We start from the raw sequence: 14,627 nt of genomic DNA, 5'->3' as shown, positions 1-14,627 counted from the left end.
GTAAATAATTTAATCTACCTATTAGTGTAACATAAAAAGCACACACTTTTAGACGAAAAAGTGTGTGCCAGGTTTCTTTTTTATTAAGATCTCAAAAAGAATTATTTTGCTGCAGCGTAGCGTTTTGAAACTTCATCCCAATTAACTACATTCCAGAAAGAGCCGATGTAGTCTGGACGACGATTTTGGTAGTTCAAGTAGTAAGCATGTTCCCAAACATCTAAGCCTAATAATGGAGTTTTACCTTCCATGATTGGAGAGTCTTGGTTAGCTGTAGAAGAAACTTCTAGTTCTCCATTAGCAACTGATAACCAAGCCCAGCCAGACCCAAAACGAGTTGTAGCAGCTTTAGCGAATTCTTCTTTGAATGCATCAAAGCTTCCAAATTTAGAATCGATCGCTTCTGCTAATTCACCTGATGGATTTCCTCCACCGTTAGGAGAAAGAAGTTGCCAGAATAATGAATGGTTAGCATGTCCACCACCATTATTACGTACTGCAGTTTTGATATCTTCTGGTAATGCATCTAAGTTAGCAATTAACTCCTCAACCGATTTGTTCTCTAAGTCGGCTTTGCCTGAAACCGCATTGTTTAAATTAGTAACGTACGTGTTGTGATGTTTAGTGTGATGAATATTCATCGTTTCTTTGTCAATGTGTGGTTCTAGTGCGTCATACGCGTAAGGTAGTTCTGGTAATTCGTAAGCCATTTTTTGTTTCCTCCTAAAGAATATTTTAGAAAATTCTTTCCACGTATTAGCGTATCAAATTAATGAAAAACGTTCAATTAAAAACGACTCGATTACTTTTCATACTTTTGACTGAGACTAAACAAAAATAAGAAAAATGACCAACATCACCGCAAGAATGATAATCTTGACTATGGATGAAGTAAGGAAACCGATAAGAGAGCCTACCCCTGATTTTATAGCTTGTTTTATCCCTTCTCTTGTAACAATTAGTTCCGCTAACACCGCTCCAAGGAAAGGTCCAACTAATATTCCTGCTACAGGAATAACAAATGGACCAACAATTAAACCAATAGTACTTCCCCATAAACCCGCTTTAGTTCCACCAAACTTCTTTACTCCAAAAGCGTTCGCAACCATATCTGCACTAAACAATAAGACAACAAACAATAATTGAATTACCCAAAACAGCCACGTTAGTTCTGAAAAAGAGAAGAATAAACCATAAATAATATATCCTAATATCATAAATACAACCGAAGGTAGAATAGGATAAAAAGTTCCGATAAACGCAATAATGAAACTAGCTATTATTAAAATCCATCCAATAATTTCAATCATACTCGTTTCCCCAATATGGCATCTGCAATATTTACTGCATGATCACCAACTCTTTCTAAATTACTTAACATATCAACAAAAATTACACCAGCATGACCTGTGCATAGTCCTTCATTCAATCGTATAAAATGATTTTTTCTAAATTTACGTTCCATCCGGTCTATTACATTCTCTTGTTCTGCAACCTCTCTAGCTAACTGATCACTATTTAAATCTAAAGCTTCTATCGCTTTTTTAACTGTACTTATCGTTAGTTCAAACATCTCAGATATATCCTCCAATGCATCCTCGGTTAGTTGGAAATGATGTTCGTCTTGATAATCAATCAGCTCGATGATATTTTCAAAGTGATCTCCTATCCTCTCAACATCACGAACAGTTGCCATTAACATTAGATGCCTATTCGAATCCTGACTGGATAGCGGTTGGCTAGAAATTTTTACTAAATAATTAATAATTTTTGTATCTAAATGATTAATTGCGTCTTCTATTTGATTTGCCTCGTCTGCATCATTCTTATTTCTATCTTTGAGATAAGAGAATGTTTTCTCTAAACCTTGTACACTTAAATCACCCATACGTAGAATTTCCTCTTTCGCTTGCCCAATAGCAATGGATGGGGATTCTTCTATAAAATCTTCCTCTAAATGTTTCGGTTTATACTTCGTATTGAAATCTTCCCCTGGAATTAATTTGGTTAATAGAAAGACCCATGCTCCTATAAGAGGAAACTGAAGGATTACATTTACTACATTAAAAGTTCCATGTGCCACTGCAATTTGCATTTTGTTCTCAATTGAAAGAGCTTCTGAAATCCATTCAATATATAAAGTAAATGGGGTTAATAAAATAAGAAAGACAAGTGTCCCTACTACATTAAAAAGAACATGAGAAAAAGCTGCTCTTTTAGCACCTGCTGATGCCCCTAAAGAAGCAAGAATCGCGGTAATGGTTGTCCCAATATTATCACCAAACAAGATAGGTAAAGCACCTTTTAAAGAAATTAAATGTTCTGCGTAAAATCCCTGTAATATTGCTACAGAGGCACTAGAACTTTGTAGAAATAAGGTCATTACAGTTCCCGCTATGACACCTAAAAGAGGATGATTACTTACACTCAATGTGATATCCGTAAACGTTGGAAGCTGTTGCAAAGGACTCATACCACTCATCATTAAATCTAGACCTAAAAAGAGTCCTCCAAATCCAAAAAGGACTTCTCCTACATTTTGCAATATTTTACGTTTGAAAAAAAAGATTAAAAATGCCCCTGTTGCCATAATTGGCAGAGAATAATCACCTATTTCAAATCCAATAATAAATGCTTTAATCGTAGTACCAATATTAGCTCCCATAATTACACCTATTGATTGGCGTAATGTCATAAAACCTGCACTTACTAAGCCAATGACGATAACGATTGTTCCAGCACTAGATTGGATTAAAACAGTAAATAGTATACCAGCTAACACACCCACAAGTGGATTTGTAGTATAACGATCCAGTAAATCTCTTAATCTATCCCCGGCCGTTTTCTGTAGGGCATCCCCCATATATTTAATGGCAAATAGAAAGATTCCTAATCCGCCAAAAAATTCGAACAGCATTTCTTGCCAATTGAGATTCACCTTGATAGTCAACTCCTATTTCGACATATTTCACATATCTATTATGGTTAATATATAAAGGAATTGTAAAGAGAATAAAATCATTCTTTCTTTTTTTTTAATTTAAGCCCCTTATTACTTTGTTTTTCTTTCTGTGAAGAGGTGATAAAATGTAAATGAAAGGGTGAATTTAATGAATTTGTTACAGCTGTTTAAAGCAAGCTTGCATAGTCCTAAAAAAATTGCAGCATTCCGACTTATTCCAATTGGAAAGGTTATGCAATACATATTTATATACATACTGATCATCACATCTATTTCATTTGTTCAGTTTATGAATGGAATTTCGGTTCAACAAGCTAATATGGAAGGTCTCTTAGAGTATTTTCAAGAGATACAATGGTTGCTTTATCCTTTTTCCTTTATATTTTTATTTGTCTTAAACACTTTACTTATATTTGTACGTATTAGTATTTTTGCTTATGTGGGAGTGATTATCCTCTCACTTTTAAAAAGAAAAGGAGAATATAGGCATTTGTGGAGAAGTACACTTTTTGCCAGTACTATTCCAATGCTAATTTCAGTTGTGGTTGCTTTTTTCAATATATCAACTGGGTACATACAATTCTGCATCTATTTCGTTACGCTCGTTTACCTGTTTTTAGCATGTAAATATTATCCTATCAAACGGTAATCATAATTCCTCCTTGCTCACATATAGTGGGACAAGGAGGTTTTTATATGAAAATATTCTTAGCAACGATCACCATTCTAATCACACTTTATATTATCAAAGTAGATATGTTCGAAGGAACGATTCCTCTTGCATTTTATCCACCAGAAGAATGTGTGGAAACAATGGATTATGTAGCAGTAAAAAAACACCCAGGAGATACTTTATATACTCTTTTTTCCATGTACCCTGCTGAAAAGGATATTACCTTTTCTGAAAGAGAAATGGACTTTTATGCTTTAAATCCACATTTGATCAATCAAACCATTACAGACGGCGAACTGATTTTTTTACCGATATACACATCATCTGAATCTTGCAAAAATGAAAGATAGAGGTTTCCTCCTTGTCATTTCAATCCTATCACTGATAAAATGAATGATAGTGATGGCATAAAGCCTCAAGAAGGAGAGAATTTCATGAGTGAAATAATTCATCGTTCCAAAACTCGTCCAGTTCGAGTTGGAAACTTAACAATAGGTGGAAGTAACGAGCTATTCATCCAAAGTATGACTACGACCAAAACGCATGATGTAGAGGCAACAGTAGCCGAGATTTTGCGCCTGGAAGAAGCAGGTTGCCAAATCGTACGTGTTGCATGTCCAGATGAACGAGCGGCTTATTCTATTGGTGAAATAAAAAAACGTATTAATATACCACTTGTAGTGGATATCCATTTTGATTATAAGCTTGCTCTTATAGCAATTGAGCAAGGTGCAGATAAAATTCGTATTAACCCAGGGAACATTGGGCGCAAAGAAAAGGTAGAGGCTGTTGTAAATGCTGCAAAAGCAAAGGGCATTCCAATTCGTATAGGTGTAAACGCAGGTTCACTTGAAAAGAAAATCCTCGAAAAATATGGTTATCCAACTGCTGATGGTATGGTTGAAAGTGCATTACACCATATTAAAATTCTCGAAGATTTAGATTTTCACGACATCATTGTTTCTATGAAGGCTTCAGATGTAAATTTAGCTATTGAAGCATATACAAAAGCTTCTCAAGCATTTGACTATCCCCTTCATTTAGGAATCACAGAATCAGGAACGTTATTTGCTGGATCGATTAAAAGTGCAGCAGGACTTGGAACTTTACTAAGCATGGGTATTGGAAATACATTGCGTGTATCGCTAAGTGCAGATCCTGTTGAGGAAATTAAAGTTGCTCGCGAATTGTTAAAAGTATTTGGACTTTCATCTAACGCTGCAACGTTAATCTCTTGTCCGACATGTGGACGAATTGAAATTGACTTAATCTCAATCGCAAATGAAGTAGAAGAATATATTTCTCATATTAAAGCGCCAATTAAAGTTGCAGTATTAGGATGTGCTGTTAACGGACCTGGTGAGGCCCGTGAAGCGGATATCGGAATTGCCGGAGCACGAGGAGAAGGTCTGCTATTTAGAAAAGGTAAAACTGTACGAAAAGTTCCAGAAGAAACAATGGTAGAAGAACTTAAAATTGAAATTGATAAAATTGCAGCTGAATACTTTGCTCAACAAGAACTAGAGAAGCAAGAAATAGAAAAACAAGAAGTGTAAGGAGTAATGCAAGATGGTAATTGCTAGATTCGGAATTGATATTGACGGGACAGTAACATGTCCTACTTCTTTACTTCCACATATTAATAGTGCCTTTAATTGTAACTTGCAATTGGAGGACATTAAAGAATATGACTTAACAAAAGCTTTTTCTGTAGATGAGAAAGAATTTTATGAGTGGTTTAAAAAAACAGAATCTACCATTTATGCATCATCCCCTATTCAATCTGATGCACATGCTGTATTGTCTGCTTGGAAGGATAAATATGAGCTATATTTTATTTCTGCCAGAGGAGAAAATGTGCGGGATGTTACGCTTAACTGGTTCAAAGAACAAGAATTACTGTACGATCATATTGAATTAATTGGAACACATAACAAAATTGAAACGGCTCGAAAACATGGTGTGCATGCTTTTTTTGAGGATAAGCACGACAATGCCGTAGAAATTCATGAAGAGCTAGATATCCCAGTAATTCTATTTAACACACCTTATAACCAACAACCTGCTCCAAAAGGAGTTATTCGTGTTAACAATTGGATTGAAGCAAATGAATGGATTGAAAAAGAATTTGCATTGCAACGAACGTGAAGAGTAATCTTCACGTTTTTTTTTGGTAAATGATAGTCAGAAAATCTAGTTTGGGAAAAGCCACTCTCTTTCAGCGGACTAATTAACGGGCCTCACCCTTCGCTACGCTGAGGGTGAGGCAAACGCAATTCCCACAGGAGCGTCGCCATTTTCAACGATTTTCTATAAATACTGAATTTAAGTGATAAAAACTTGCTCTATTAATGGCATGATAGTTTACTAATCGGGAAGCGGCTGAAGCCTTGTCGACGGAACGCGTCCGCCTGGAATGGAAAGATGAAGCACTTATTGGAAGTTCGCTCTTTTGTTTATAATATAACTAAAAAAGAAAATCCTGCCAAAGGTTAATTTGGCAGGAAATATTAATGACATTCTGGACATTTACCGTAGATTTCAAATTTATGGCTATCAATTTGATAAGCTGGTATAGCATTTTGAAGTACTTCCATAGGACAATAATTTATTTCTTTTATGTTACCACATGACATACAAATAAAATGATGATGATGGTGATCCATTTCACATTGCATACGAAAATGTTTCTCTCCACTTAACTCTGTCTCTTCTAAAATTCCAAGGTCCACGAAAGTACTCAAGTTACGATAAATAGTATCGTAGCTCATCCCTGGATGTTCCACCATCATAACATTCAAAATATCTCGAGCTGTAATATACTTCTCTGTTTTCGAAAAAATATCTAATATCTGCTCTCGCTTATCTGTTTTTTTATACCCTTCATTTTTGAGAATATCCCATGCTCTTTCAATGTTCATTGTGAAGTTACTCCCTTCATCGATATCTTTTTCAATGTAATAGTAAGTAGTAAGATAACTATTGACGTAACAACAATTGTTCCACCTGGAGCTATATTTAAATAAAATGCACTTACCAATCCAATGATGACGGCAAGCTCTCCAAATAGTACTGAAAGTATTATTGCTTGCTTAAAACCTTTCGCTATTCTCATAGCAGCAGCCACGGGCAAAGTCATTAGGGATGAGACTAAAAGAATACCAACTATACGCATAGAACCTGCAATAACTAAAGCCGTAACAATCATAAACAAAATATGAATCCATTTTGCAGGTAATCCAGAGGCTTTTGCATATTCCTCATCAAAAGATAGAACAAATAATTCCTTGTAAAATAAAGATAAAAATACAACAACAACAATGGCTATACTGATTACGATATAAAGATCCTGACGACTAACAGCAGAAACAGAACCAAATAAATAACTAAAAAGGTCGGAGCTAAATCCTTCTGCAAGTGACACAAAAATAGCACTAAAACCAAGCCCAGCAGACATGATTATAGGAATCGCAAGCTCTTCATAATGTTTATAAAGTCTTCTTAATCTCTCAATAAATAGTGAACCCGTTACAGAAGCCACTATTCCTAAATATAGCGGGTTAAGAAGTGCCAAAGCACCAACCGATTGACTTAAGTAAAGACTACCTGCTATTCCAGCTAAGGTTACATGACTAAGAGCATCTGATATTAAAGAAAGCCGTCTAACAACGATAAATACTCCTAGCAATGGAGCAATAACCCCAATTATTAAACCGGAAGTAAATGCATTTTGTAAAAATTGATATTGGAATATTGATTCAATCATAATTGACCCTCGTTTCGGTGGTTCACTTTACGAACAGAGTGACCATACCAAGCTTCTAATTGCTCATCACTCATCGAATCCATTTCGTTTTTATAACCATGAAAATGAATTGTTTGATTGAGGCATGCAACATGGCTAATGCTCTTCGATACAGCATCTACATCATGTGTAACTAATACAATTGTAATTTGATGTTCCCGATTTAAATGAGATAACATATGATAAAACGAGCGAACATTTTTGCTATCCACTCCTACAGTCGGTTCATCTAAAATAAGGATTTTTGGATCGCTAACTAAAGCCCTAGCTATAAATACACGTTGTTGCTGTCCACCTGATAAATCTCCAATATTTTTTTTTGCAAACTTTTCCATACCTACAGAAGTAAGTGCTTCCTTCACCTTATTTTGCACATTTTTAGGGTAAGAACGAAAAAGTCCTGCCTTTTTTACTAACCCACTTTGCACAACTTCTTCGACTGTTGCAGGAAAACCAGTATTAAATGCGTTGGATTTTTGAGAAACATAGCCTATTAATTCTTTTTCCTTAAACAAAGGAACCGGTTTGCCAAAAAGTAATACCTTTCCTTTAGTAGGCTTTAAGAGTCCAAGAATTATCTTAAGAAGTGTAGACTTTCCTGATCCATTAGGTCCAATAATCGCTAAAAAGTCCCCTTCTTCAATTTTTATAGAAATATTTTTTAGTGCTTCAGTTTGTTCATATTGATAATAAACATTTTGTAACTGAATTAAGGGTTTACCCATCATTTTTCCTCTATTCTAATTAATAATCATTACGATTTACAAAGTTAAAGTATAGAGGAAAATATAGAAAGTGTAAATAATTTTAACTTGAGAGGATGTTCAGATGGATATCGCACGGTTTATTAATGAATTACAAACTTGTTCGATAAAAGATTTTAAAAAAATACTTAGAGGGTTTGATATTAAGTTATCAGATAAAGAGATTAAAGAAGTATATCCACTTCTACAAGAAATCTCATTAAGTTGGCTATTACTTGGTGTCCCTATGGCAATACAGCAAAAATTAATTAGTATATTAGGTGAGCAAAGAGCAGTAGACTTATTTTATCAATTAAAAGAAAAAGCCCCCTCATTTTTACGTGAAAACTGAGGGAACTACTTATTTAGTATAATATTTTATCTTAAAGCATCTATTGCTTCTGGTGTAAAAGTATTTGAACGAAGCATTTCAATTTCTATTTTATATGGAGCTTGTTTTGATTTTGCATCTACCCCTACAAATGGAGTTTCCAGTATTTTAGGTAAATGCATTAATTGAGGATGGTGCACAATATACTGCAGTGCCTCGAAGCCAATTTCTCCAAAGCCAATATTTTCGTGTCTGTCTTTTGCAGCTCCACGAACATTTTTACTATCATTGATATGAAGTACTTTTAGACGGTCTAATCCAATAATTTTATCAAATTCATTCAATACTCCATCAAAATCATTCACAATATCGTAACCTGCATCATGAATATGACAAGTGTCCAAACATATTGAAATTCGATGATTGTTAACCACTCCGTCAATTATTTGTGCTAATTCATCAAAAGTTCGACCGCACTCAGACCCTTTTCCAGCCATTGTTTCGAGTGCAATTTGTACAGATTCTTCTTGAGTCAATACCTCGTTTAAACCCTCAACTATTTTAGCAATGCCTGCATCTGCTCCTGCTCCAACATGAGCACCAGGGTGCAATACGATTTGTGTTGCACCTATTGCAGCTGTTCTCGTCACTTCTTTTTGTAGAAAATCTACGCCTAAAGCAAATGTCTCAGGTTTTGTCGTGTTACCTAAATTAATAATATATGGAGCATGAACAACAATATTGGATATATCATTTTCTTTCATATATTCTAATCCAGCTTCAATATTCAATTCTTCAATTGGTTTTCTACGTGTATTTTGAGGTGCGCCTGTGTAAATCATAAATGTATTTGCACCGTATGATGCTGCTTCTTTGCTAGAAGCAAGAAGCATTTCTTTCCCACTCATGGAAACATGTGAACCTAAAAGCAACGAAAAATCCCCCTTATTTTTTACGATTTTTTATACGTCGTTCTCTCTTTTTAATTTTATCCATTTCCCATTTCATATTGCGCTTATAGCCTGGTTTCACTTTTTTAGGCTTGCGAACCATGGATTTCGCTTTTGCATCAATCTCATTTTCATTTTTTGTACGATTTTTACGAGCATGTCTTTCCTTTAAATCTGACCATTCTCCATTTATAACGTCTTTGTGTACTAACGGTATACCCATTTTTTCAATGCGGACTAAAGCATCTTCATCCGAAGGTTCATATAATGTAATTGCAATACCAGTCAATCCAGCACGTGCTGTTCTTCCTACACGATGAACGAAAAACTCTAGATCTTCGGGTATTTCATAGTTAATCACATGACTAACACCAGGAATATCGATTCCACGAGCAGCAAGATCTGTTGCGACGATGTATTGATATTCAAGATCGTGAATCTGTTTCATTACTCGCTTACGATCACGTGGTGATATATCACCATGAATAACTCCTACCTTTACACCGTTTCCTTGTAAATAGTTTGCTACCTCGTCTGCATTTTGCTTTGTGTTAGCGAATATAATAGCTAAGTATGGATTAATTCCTTCCAAAACATCCAATAATCGTTTCTTTCTAGATTTACTACGGACCGGTGTAACAATAAAATCAATACCCTCTGCTACTGGTCGCTTGTCACCAATTTTTATATGGATCGGTGAATCCATATACTTTTTCAAAAATGGTTGTAATTTTTCAGGTATCGTAGCTGAGAAAACAAACATCTCTAGTTGTTCTGGCATACGTGAAGCAAATTGATCAATTTCATTGATAAAACCTAAATCAAATGCTAAATCTGCTTCATCTACTACTAAAATGTTAGACGTATGCACTAGCAATGCTTGTTCAACTGTTAAATCACGAATACGACCTGGAGTACCTACAACAATATGTGGTTGTGTTTTTAGCTTTTCAATAGAACGAGCTTTATCTGTTCCACCAATGAATAATTTAGTTTGGATTTCTGTACCCTCAACTAGCTTATTTAACTCATTATAAATTTGAGTTGCTAGCTCTCTAGTTGGAGATGTAATAATTGCTTGTACATCGTGTTTACTAGCATCTATTTTTTCAACAATTGGGATCAAAAAACTATGTGTTTTTCCTGTTCCTGTATGCGCTTGACCAATCGCACTTTTCCCTTTTAAAACTAAAGGAATCATTTCTTTTTGAATTGGCGTTGGTTCTTGAAAGCCTAGTTTTTCAATTGCATTTTGTAAAAAAGGCTGAAAATTATAATCTGTATATTTGGACATTTGAGTCCCTCCCTCACATTTCTTTATTGTACCACGATTGTACATAAAACGTATAATTTGCATAGAATAGAAGGACTCACTTTGATGAAAGGAGATGATTAAATGCGCTATGAGTCTTTTTATCCGTTCTCACAAACAAGATCAAATTTTAATAGTCCACCACCTGTAAATTCTCCTACCCCAACACAAAATCCATTCGGTTTTGGTATGCCTTCAACTCAACAAGGAGCACAACCAAACAATTTCTTACAAGGAGTTCTCGGAAGCTTCCAGCAAAGAGGATCAGAAGGATTTGGAGGACAGGGTAATATAGGTGGCCAAGGTGGATTTTCACAAGGACCGCCTGGAGGAAATAGGACAATGTCGTACTTGCAAACAGCAGATAAATTTTTATCCACAGCTCAACAGCTTACACCTATGGTAAGACAATATGCACCGATGCTCCAAAATGTGCCTGCTCTTTGGAAGCTTTACCGAGGTTTCCAATCTGCTCCTAACGCAACTGCAGCTGCAACAAATGCACGTGCTGCTAGTCCCCCTTCTATTTCTGGAGCAGCCCGAGCTGCAGCATCTGCAACTACAAACGCAAATCCAACTGGAGTTTCCTTACCTAGAATATTCCAGCCACCAATTTAATGTTTTGAATTCGAGTAAGAGCTCCGTTATAATATGAGTATGCTCGTATTGAAGGGAGTTCTTTCAAAAATGATTGTACAAAAAATTTCGCCAAGAGGATATTGTTATGGGGTTGTTGACGCAATGGTTATTGCACGTAATGCAGCTTTAGATACTTCACTTCCTCGGCCAATATATATTTTAGGAATGATCGTTCATAACAAACATGTAACAGACGCATTTGAACAAGACGGTATTATTACGTTAGATGGTGAAAATCGTTTAGATATTCTCTCCAAAGTGGAAAAAGGAACAGTTATATTTACAGCTCATGGTGTATCTCCAGAAGTTAAAGAGCTAGCACGAAAAAAGGGATTGGTTTCGATTGATGCTACTTGTCCAGATGTGACAGTTACCCATGACTTAATAGAAGAAAAAACGGCTGAAGGCTATGATATTATTTATATAGGAAAAAAAGGTCATCCTGAACCAGAAGGAGCTATTGGCGTAGCACCTACAAAAGTACATCTTGTCCAAACATTGGAGGATATTGAGAACTTACAACTAAAAACAGAGAAACTGCTTGTAACCAATCAAACTACGATGTCTCAATGGGATGTTGTACATTTGATGAAAAAATTAGAAGAAAAATTCCCACATATCGAGGTTCATAAAGAAATTTGCCTTGCTACGCAAGTTAGACAAGAAGCTGTCGCGGAACAAGCTGGAGAAGCAGAGTTATTAATAGTTGTTGGTGATCCAATGAGTAACAACTCTAATAGATTGACTCAAGTTTCGGAGGAGATTGCTGGTACTCCTTCTTACCGTATTGGTGATGTATCAGAACTAAAGCTGGAATGGTTAGAGAATATTAATCACGTAGCAGTGACAGCAGGTGCTTCCACTCCTACTCCAATAGTTAAAGAAGTGATTCAGTTTTTAGAAAAATACGACCCAAATGATCCTTCTACTCATGATACAACCAAGAAGGTATTACCTGAAAAAATTCTACCGAAGATTAAAGTTCCTAAACCAGTAGTTCGTATTGAGCCACACCCAATATCTGAGTAAATATGAAGGGGCTGTAAAATAAGTCCCTATAATAAAGCAGAAGGAGAAAAACGACTCGTTTTTCCCCTTCTGCTTTTGTGTTTCCATCTAATATTGTTGATTGAGTGAATAATTGATTGGAGTGAAAGGCGGCGACTCCTGCGGGAAAGCGAGACAGTCCGAGACCCCGCACGTAGCGTGAGCTGCGGAGGAGGCTCGGCGCTCGCCCGCGGAAAGCGTCCGCTTGGAACGGAAATCTATCTTAATAGAAGCTACGAAGAAAGAGAGTGCCCTTAAGATTTTCAGGACAGGCCATTCTATTATATAAGTTGAAATGGTTCGGTCGAAATTTCCGAAGGGATAAATTCAACTAAAAGTTGTTTATTTTTACAAACTGTTTTCATATAATCTGAAACACCTGTTTTCATAATTTGCTCTATGTGATGCCCAGGATCAATCACTGCAAGATTGATTGCTTCAGCATCTTGTGCAACATGAAAGTATAAATCACCTGTAATAAATACATCAGCACCAGCTCTTTTGGCAGCGTGAATATATTTATTCCCATCTCCCCCTAGAACAGCAACCTTATGAACATTACTATCTAATTTTCCTACAACACGTACAAATGGAACTTGAAGTTGGTCTTTTACCGTTTTAGCATAATCTGCAAGGCTGACTTGCTGTGGTAATTCACCAATTCTTCCTAGACCTTTTTCATTCACCTCTGACTCTAGTTGGAACAAGTCATACGCAGGTTCTTCATACGGATGTGAGGAAAGTAAAGCTTTTAATACTCGGTTTTTTATAGAAATCGGAAATACCACTTCTATCTTATCTTCTTCTACAATCGATAACTTATTGGCTTGTCCTATATATGGATCTGCATCTTCAGTCGGTTTAAACCTTCCTTCTCCAGCAGATGTAAAACTACAGTTTCTATAATCTCCAATTTCTCCTGCCCCTGCATTTCCTAAGGCAACTCTAACTTGCTCAGTAGATTCTTTAGGGGTAAATACAGCTAACTTCATTAAATGTTCCGAAGCTGTTTTTTCTAAAATTTGTACATTTTTTAATTGTAATCTATCAGCTAAAAGATCATTTACTCCTCCTGAGGCTATATCTAAATTAGTGTGTGCTGCATAAACAGCTATATTATGCTTAATCAGCTTTTCTATTAGACTTCCTTGGGGTAAGTCAGTTCGAACATTTTTTAAACTACGATATATTGGCGGGTGATGGGCAATTATCAATTCACATTGTTTTTCAATTGCTTCATCCACTACTTTTGAGTTTACATCTAATGTAACAAGCACCTTGGAAACAGGTTTATTGAGCGTTCCTATTTGTAGACCGATTGAATCGCCTTCAACTGCAAGAGATTTAGGAGCCCATTGTTCAAATAGAGATATTATTTGTTGACCGTTTGTAGGTTTCACGCTTTTAAAGCCTCCTCTACTAACGCTATTTTATGTTCTAACTCTTCTTTTTTCTGTTTCACTTCTGAAGTTATATTAATTTTATTAAATTGATTTAATATTCGACGCCATTCGGCCATCTCGTTTACCCATTTTTTCGTAAATACAATAGACTTATGATGGATTAAAATAGGACCAATTAATAATTCTTTATCGGTGAGAGTCATATGTCCTCTTTTAAGTACTAAAATTTCATAAATCTTTCCATGCTCTTCCAATATTGTTTCGTCAACAATTTTCCAATCATTGTTGATTGCCCATTCACGTATAGCCTTCGCGTGAATATTCGGCTGTAAGATTAATTTTTCTACAGTATGGAGTTTATCTTTACCCGCTTCTAAAATAGATGCAATGAGTGGCCCCCCCATTCCTGCGATCGTAACGGTTTGGACACCATCTGTCGGTTGAATCACTTCTAATCCATCCCCAAATCTTACATCTATGTGTTCCTCTAATCCTTCACTTTTCACTTGTTTTAGAGCTGATTCAAACGGCCCTTTTACTACTTCCCCAGCGATTGCTTGTGTAATTATTCCAGAGTGCACTAAATAACATGGTAAATAAGCATGATCACTTCCAATATCCGCTACTATAGAATTTTCTTCAACAAATGAAGCTACTGTTTTTAATCGTTCAGATAAATTTTTTGCATTCAATATAAACACCTCTGCCAACCATTATATCAAAAATTGAAAAAGACCTCGATTCTTTTAAAGAATCTGAGGT

17 protein-coding genes are annotated in these 14,627 nt (G+C 35.7%); 7 read left to right on the top strand and 10 right to left on the bottom strand.

All coding sequences use genetic code 11. The features are described from left to right. Positions 1-101: 101 nt before the first annotated feature. The 3 genes from AN959_RS14530 to AN959_RS14520 all read right to left on the bottom strand — a co-directional run bounded on the left by AN959_RS14530 (position 102) and on the right by AN959_RS14520 (position 2,938). Positions 102-710, bottom strand: coding sequence for a superoxide dismutase (locus AN959_RS14530; RefSeq protein WP_056831685.1), 609 nt, complete (start codon positions 708-710; stop codon positions 102-104). 117 nt (positions 711-827) lie between these two features. Further along, positions 828-1,307, bottom strand: coding sequence for a DUF456 domain-containing protein (locus AN959_RS14525; RefSeq protein ID WP_056832096.1), 480 nt, complete (start codon positions 1,305-1,307; stop codon positions 828-830). After that, a complete protein-coding gene (locus tag AN959_RS14520; RefSeq protein ID WP_056831683.1) occupies positions 1,307-2,938 on the bottom strand; it encodes a Na/Pi cotransporter family protein in 1,632 nt (543 codons plus the stop codon). The genes AN959_RS14525 and AN959_RS14520 overlap by 1 nt, the downstream gene beginning before the upstream one ends. Before the next feature lie 172 nt (positions 2,939-3,110). Here AN959_RS14520 and AN959_RS14515 point away from each other — a divergent pair, with 172 nt between their 5' ends. The 4 genes from AN959_RS14515 to AN959_RS14500 all read left to right on the top strand — a co-directional run bounded on the left by AN959_RS14515 (position 3,111) and on the right by AN959_RS14500 (position 5,783). Further along, positions 3,111-3,611, top strand: a complete 501-nt coding sequence (locus tag AN959_RS14515; RefSeq protein ID WP_056831681.1) for a DUF1189 family protein — start codon at positions 3,111-3,113, stop codon at positions 3,609-3,611. A 47-nt stretch (positions 3,612-3,658) separates the two neighbouring features. Next, entirely contained in the window at positions 3,659-3,985 is a 327-nt protein-coding gene (locus AN959_RS14510; protein ID WP_056831680.1) for a hypothetical protein, read from the top strand. A gap of 93 nt (positions 3,986-4,078) precedes the next feature. Beyond that, positions 4,079-5,191: a flavodoxin-dependent (E)-4-hydroxy-3-methylbut-2-enyl-diphosphate synthase gene (gene ispG, locus AN959_RS14505; RefSeq protein ID WP_172794391.1), complete on the top strand. Its 1,113-nt coding sequence runs from the start codon at positions 4,079-4,081 to the stop codon at positions 5,189-5,191. A 13-nt stretch (positions 5,192-5,204) separates the two neighbouring features. Further along, on the top strand, positions 5,205-5,783 hold the full coding sequence (locus AN959_RS14500; RefSeq protein ID WP_056831678.1) for a hypothetical protein: 579 nt from the start codon (positions 5,205-5,207) through the stop codon (positions 5,781-5,783). A gap of 362 nt (positions 5,784-6,145) precedes the next feature. On the opposite strand, the gene AN959_RS14495 is transcribed toward AN959_RS14500, so the two are convergent. From AN959_RS14495 to AN959_RS14485, 3 genes are read right to left on the bottom strand one after another with little or no spacing between them, the layout of a single operon-like run. Then, complete coding sequence (locus AN959_RS14495) at positions 6,146-6,556, bottom strand: Fur family transcriptional regulator (protein WP_053588867.1); 411 nt, start codon at positions 6,554-6,556, stop codon at positions 6,146-6,148. After that, positions 6,553-7,401 carry a metal ABC transporter permease gene (locus AN959_RS14490; RefSeq protein ID WP_056831676.1) on the bottom strand — a complete coding sequence of 283 codons (849 nt, stop codon included), beginning with the start codon at positions 7,399-7,401 and terminating at the stop codon, positions 6,553-6,555. Before AN959_RS14490 ends, AN959_RS14495 begins: the two co-directional genes overlap by 4 nt. Next, positions 7,398-8,165 carry a metal ABC transporter ATP-binding protein gene (locus AN959_RS14485; protein WP_053588865.1) on the bottom strand — a complete coding sequence of 256 codons (768 nt, stop codon included), beginning with the start codon at positions 8,163-8,165 and terminating at the stop codon, positions 7,398-7,400. The genes AN959_RS14490 and AN959_RS14485 overlap by 4 nt, the downstream gene beginning before the upstream one ends. Positions 8,166-8,268: 103 nt before the next feature. On the opposite strand from AN959_RS14485, the gene AN959_RS14480 reads away from it, so the two are divergent. Further along, positions 8,269-8,535 carry a hypothetical protein gene (locus AN959_RS14480; protein WP_053588864.1) on the top strand — a complete coding sequence of 89 codons (267 nt, stop codon included), beginning with the start codon at positions 8,269-8,271 and terminating at the stop codon, positions 8,533-8,535. Positions 8,536-8,561: 26 nt separating this feature from the next. Here the strand turns inward: AN959_RS14480 and AN959_RS14475 are convergent, their stop codons facing one another. Together AN959_RS14475 and AN959_RS14470 are read right to left on the bottom strand one after the other, a co-directional pair. Continuing rightward, positions 8,562-9,446 carry a deoxyribonuclease IV gene (locus AN959_RS14475; protein WP_056831674.1) on the bottom strand — a complete coding sequence of 295 codons (885 nt, stop codon included), beginning with the start codon at positions 9,444-9,446 and terminating at the stop codon, positions 8,562-8,564. A 13-nt stretch (positions 9,447-9,459) separates the two neighbouring features. Continuing rightward, complete coding sequence (locus AN959_RS14470; protein ID WP_056831672.1) at positions 9,460-10,758, bottom strand: DEAD/DEAH box helicase; 1,299 nt, start codon at positions 10,756-10,758, stop codon at positions 9,460-9,462. A gap of 102 nt (positions 10,759-10,860) precedes the next feature. On the opposite strand from AN959_RS14470, the gene vrrA reads away from it, so the two are divergent. Both vrrA and AN959_RS14460 read left to right on the top strand, forming a co-directional pair. After that, positions 10,861-11,394: a VrrA/YqfQ family protein gene (vrrA, locus tag AN959_RS14465; RefSeq protein WP_056831670.1), complete on the top strand. Its 534-nt coding sequence runs from the start codon at positions 10,861-10,863 to the stop codon at positions 11,392-11,394. 69 nt (positions 11,395-11,463) lie between these two features. After that, positions 11,464-12,444, top strand: coding sequence for a 4-hydroxy-3-methylbut-2-enyl diphosphate reductase (locus tag AN959_RS14460; protein ID WP_053588860.1), 981 nt, complete (start codon positions 11,464-11,466; stop codon positions 12,442-12,444). 299 nt (positions 12,445-12,743) lie between these two features. Here AN959_RS14460 and AN959_RS14455 read toward each other — a convergent pair whose 3' ends face one another. Both AN959_RS14455 and AN959_RS14450 read right to left on the bottom strand, forming a co-directional pair. Then, entirely contained in the window at positions 12,744-13,862 is a 1,119-nt protein-coding gene (locus tag AN959_RS14455) for a Nif3-like dinuclear metal center hexameric protein (protein WP_056831668.1), read from the bottom strand. Beyond that, complete coding sequence (locus AN959_RS14450) at positions 13,859-14,557, bottom strand: tRNA (adenine(22)-N(1))-methyltransferase TrmK (RefSeq protein ID WP_056831666.1); 699 nt, start codon at positions 14,555-14,557, stop codon at positions 13,859-13,861. Before AN959_RS14450 ends, AN959_RS14455 begins: the two co-directional genes overlap by 4 nt. Positions 14,558-14,627: the final 70 nt, after the last annotated feature.

The organism is Psychrobacillus sp. FJAT-21963, from assembly GCF_001420585.1.
In the GTDB taxonomy this organism is placed as follows: Bacteria; Bacillota; Bacilli; order Bacillales_A; family Planococcaceae; genus Psychrobacillus.
This window is presented reverse-complemented; position numbering and strand designations above follow the sequence as displayed.

Bases quoted from the DNA above. Each gene is read 5' to 3' on its own strand.
- AN959_RS14530 (WP_056831685.1), bottom strand. From the start codon at position 710: ATGGCTTACGAATTACCAGAACTACCTTACGCGTATGACGCACTAGAA.
- AN959_RS14515 (WP_056831681.1), top strand. From the start codon at position 3,111: ATGAATTTGTTACAGCTGTTTAAAGCAAGCTTGCATAGTCCTAAAAAA.
- AN959_RS14510 (WP_056831680.1), top strand. From the start codon at position 3,659: ATGAAAATATTCTTAGCAACGATCACCATTCTAATCACACTTTATATT.
- AN959_RS14500 (WP_056831678.1), top strand. From the start codon at position 5,205: ATGGTAATTGCTAGATTCGGAATTGATATTGACGGGACAGTAACATGT.
- AN959_RS14495 (WP_053588867.1), bottom strand. From the start codon at position 6,556: ATGAACATTGAAAGAGCATGGGATATTCTCAAAAATGAAGGGTATAAA.
- AN959_RS14490 (WP_056831676.1), bottom strand. From the start codon at position 7,401: ATGATTGAATCAATATTCCAATATCAATTTTTACAAAATGCATTTACT.
- AN959_RS14485 (WP_053588865.1), bottom strand. From the start codon at position 8,165: ATGGGTAAACCCTTAATTCAGTTACAAAATGTTTATTATCAATATGAA.
- AN959_RS14480 (WP_053588864.1), top strand. From the start codon at position 8,269: ATGGATATCGCACGGTTTATTAATGAATTACAAACTTGTTCGATAAAA.
- AN959_RS14470 (WP_056831672.1), bottom strand. From the start codon at position 10,758: ATGTCCAAATATACAGATTATAATTTTCAGCCTTTTTTACAAAATGCA.
- vrrA (WP_056831670.1), top strand. From the start codon at position 10,861: ATGCGCTATGAGTCTTTTTATCCGTTCTCACAAACAAGATCAAATTTT.
- AN959_RS14460 (WP_053588860.1), top strand. From the start codon at position 11,464: ATGATTGTACAAAAAATTTCGCCAAGAGGATATTGTTATGGGGTTGTT.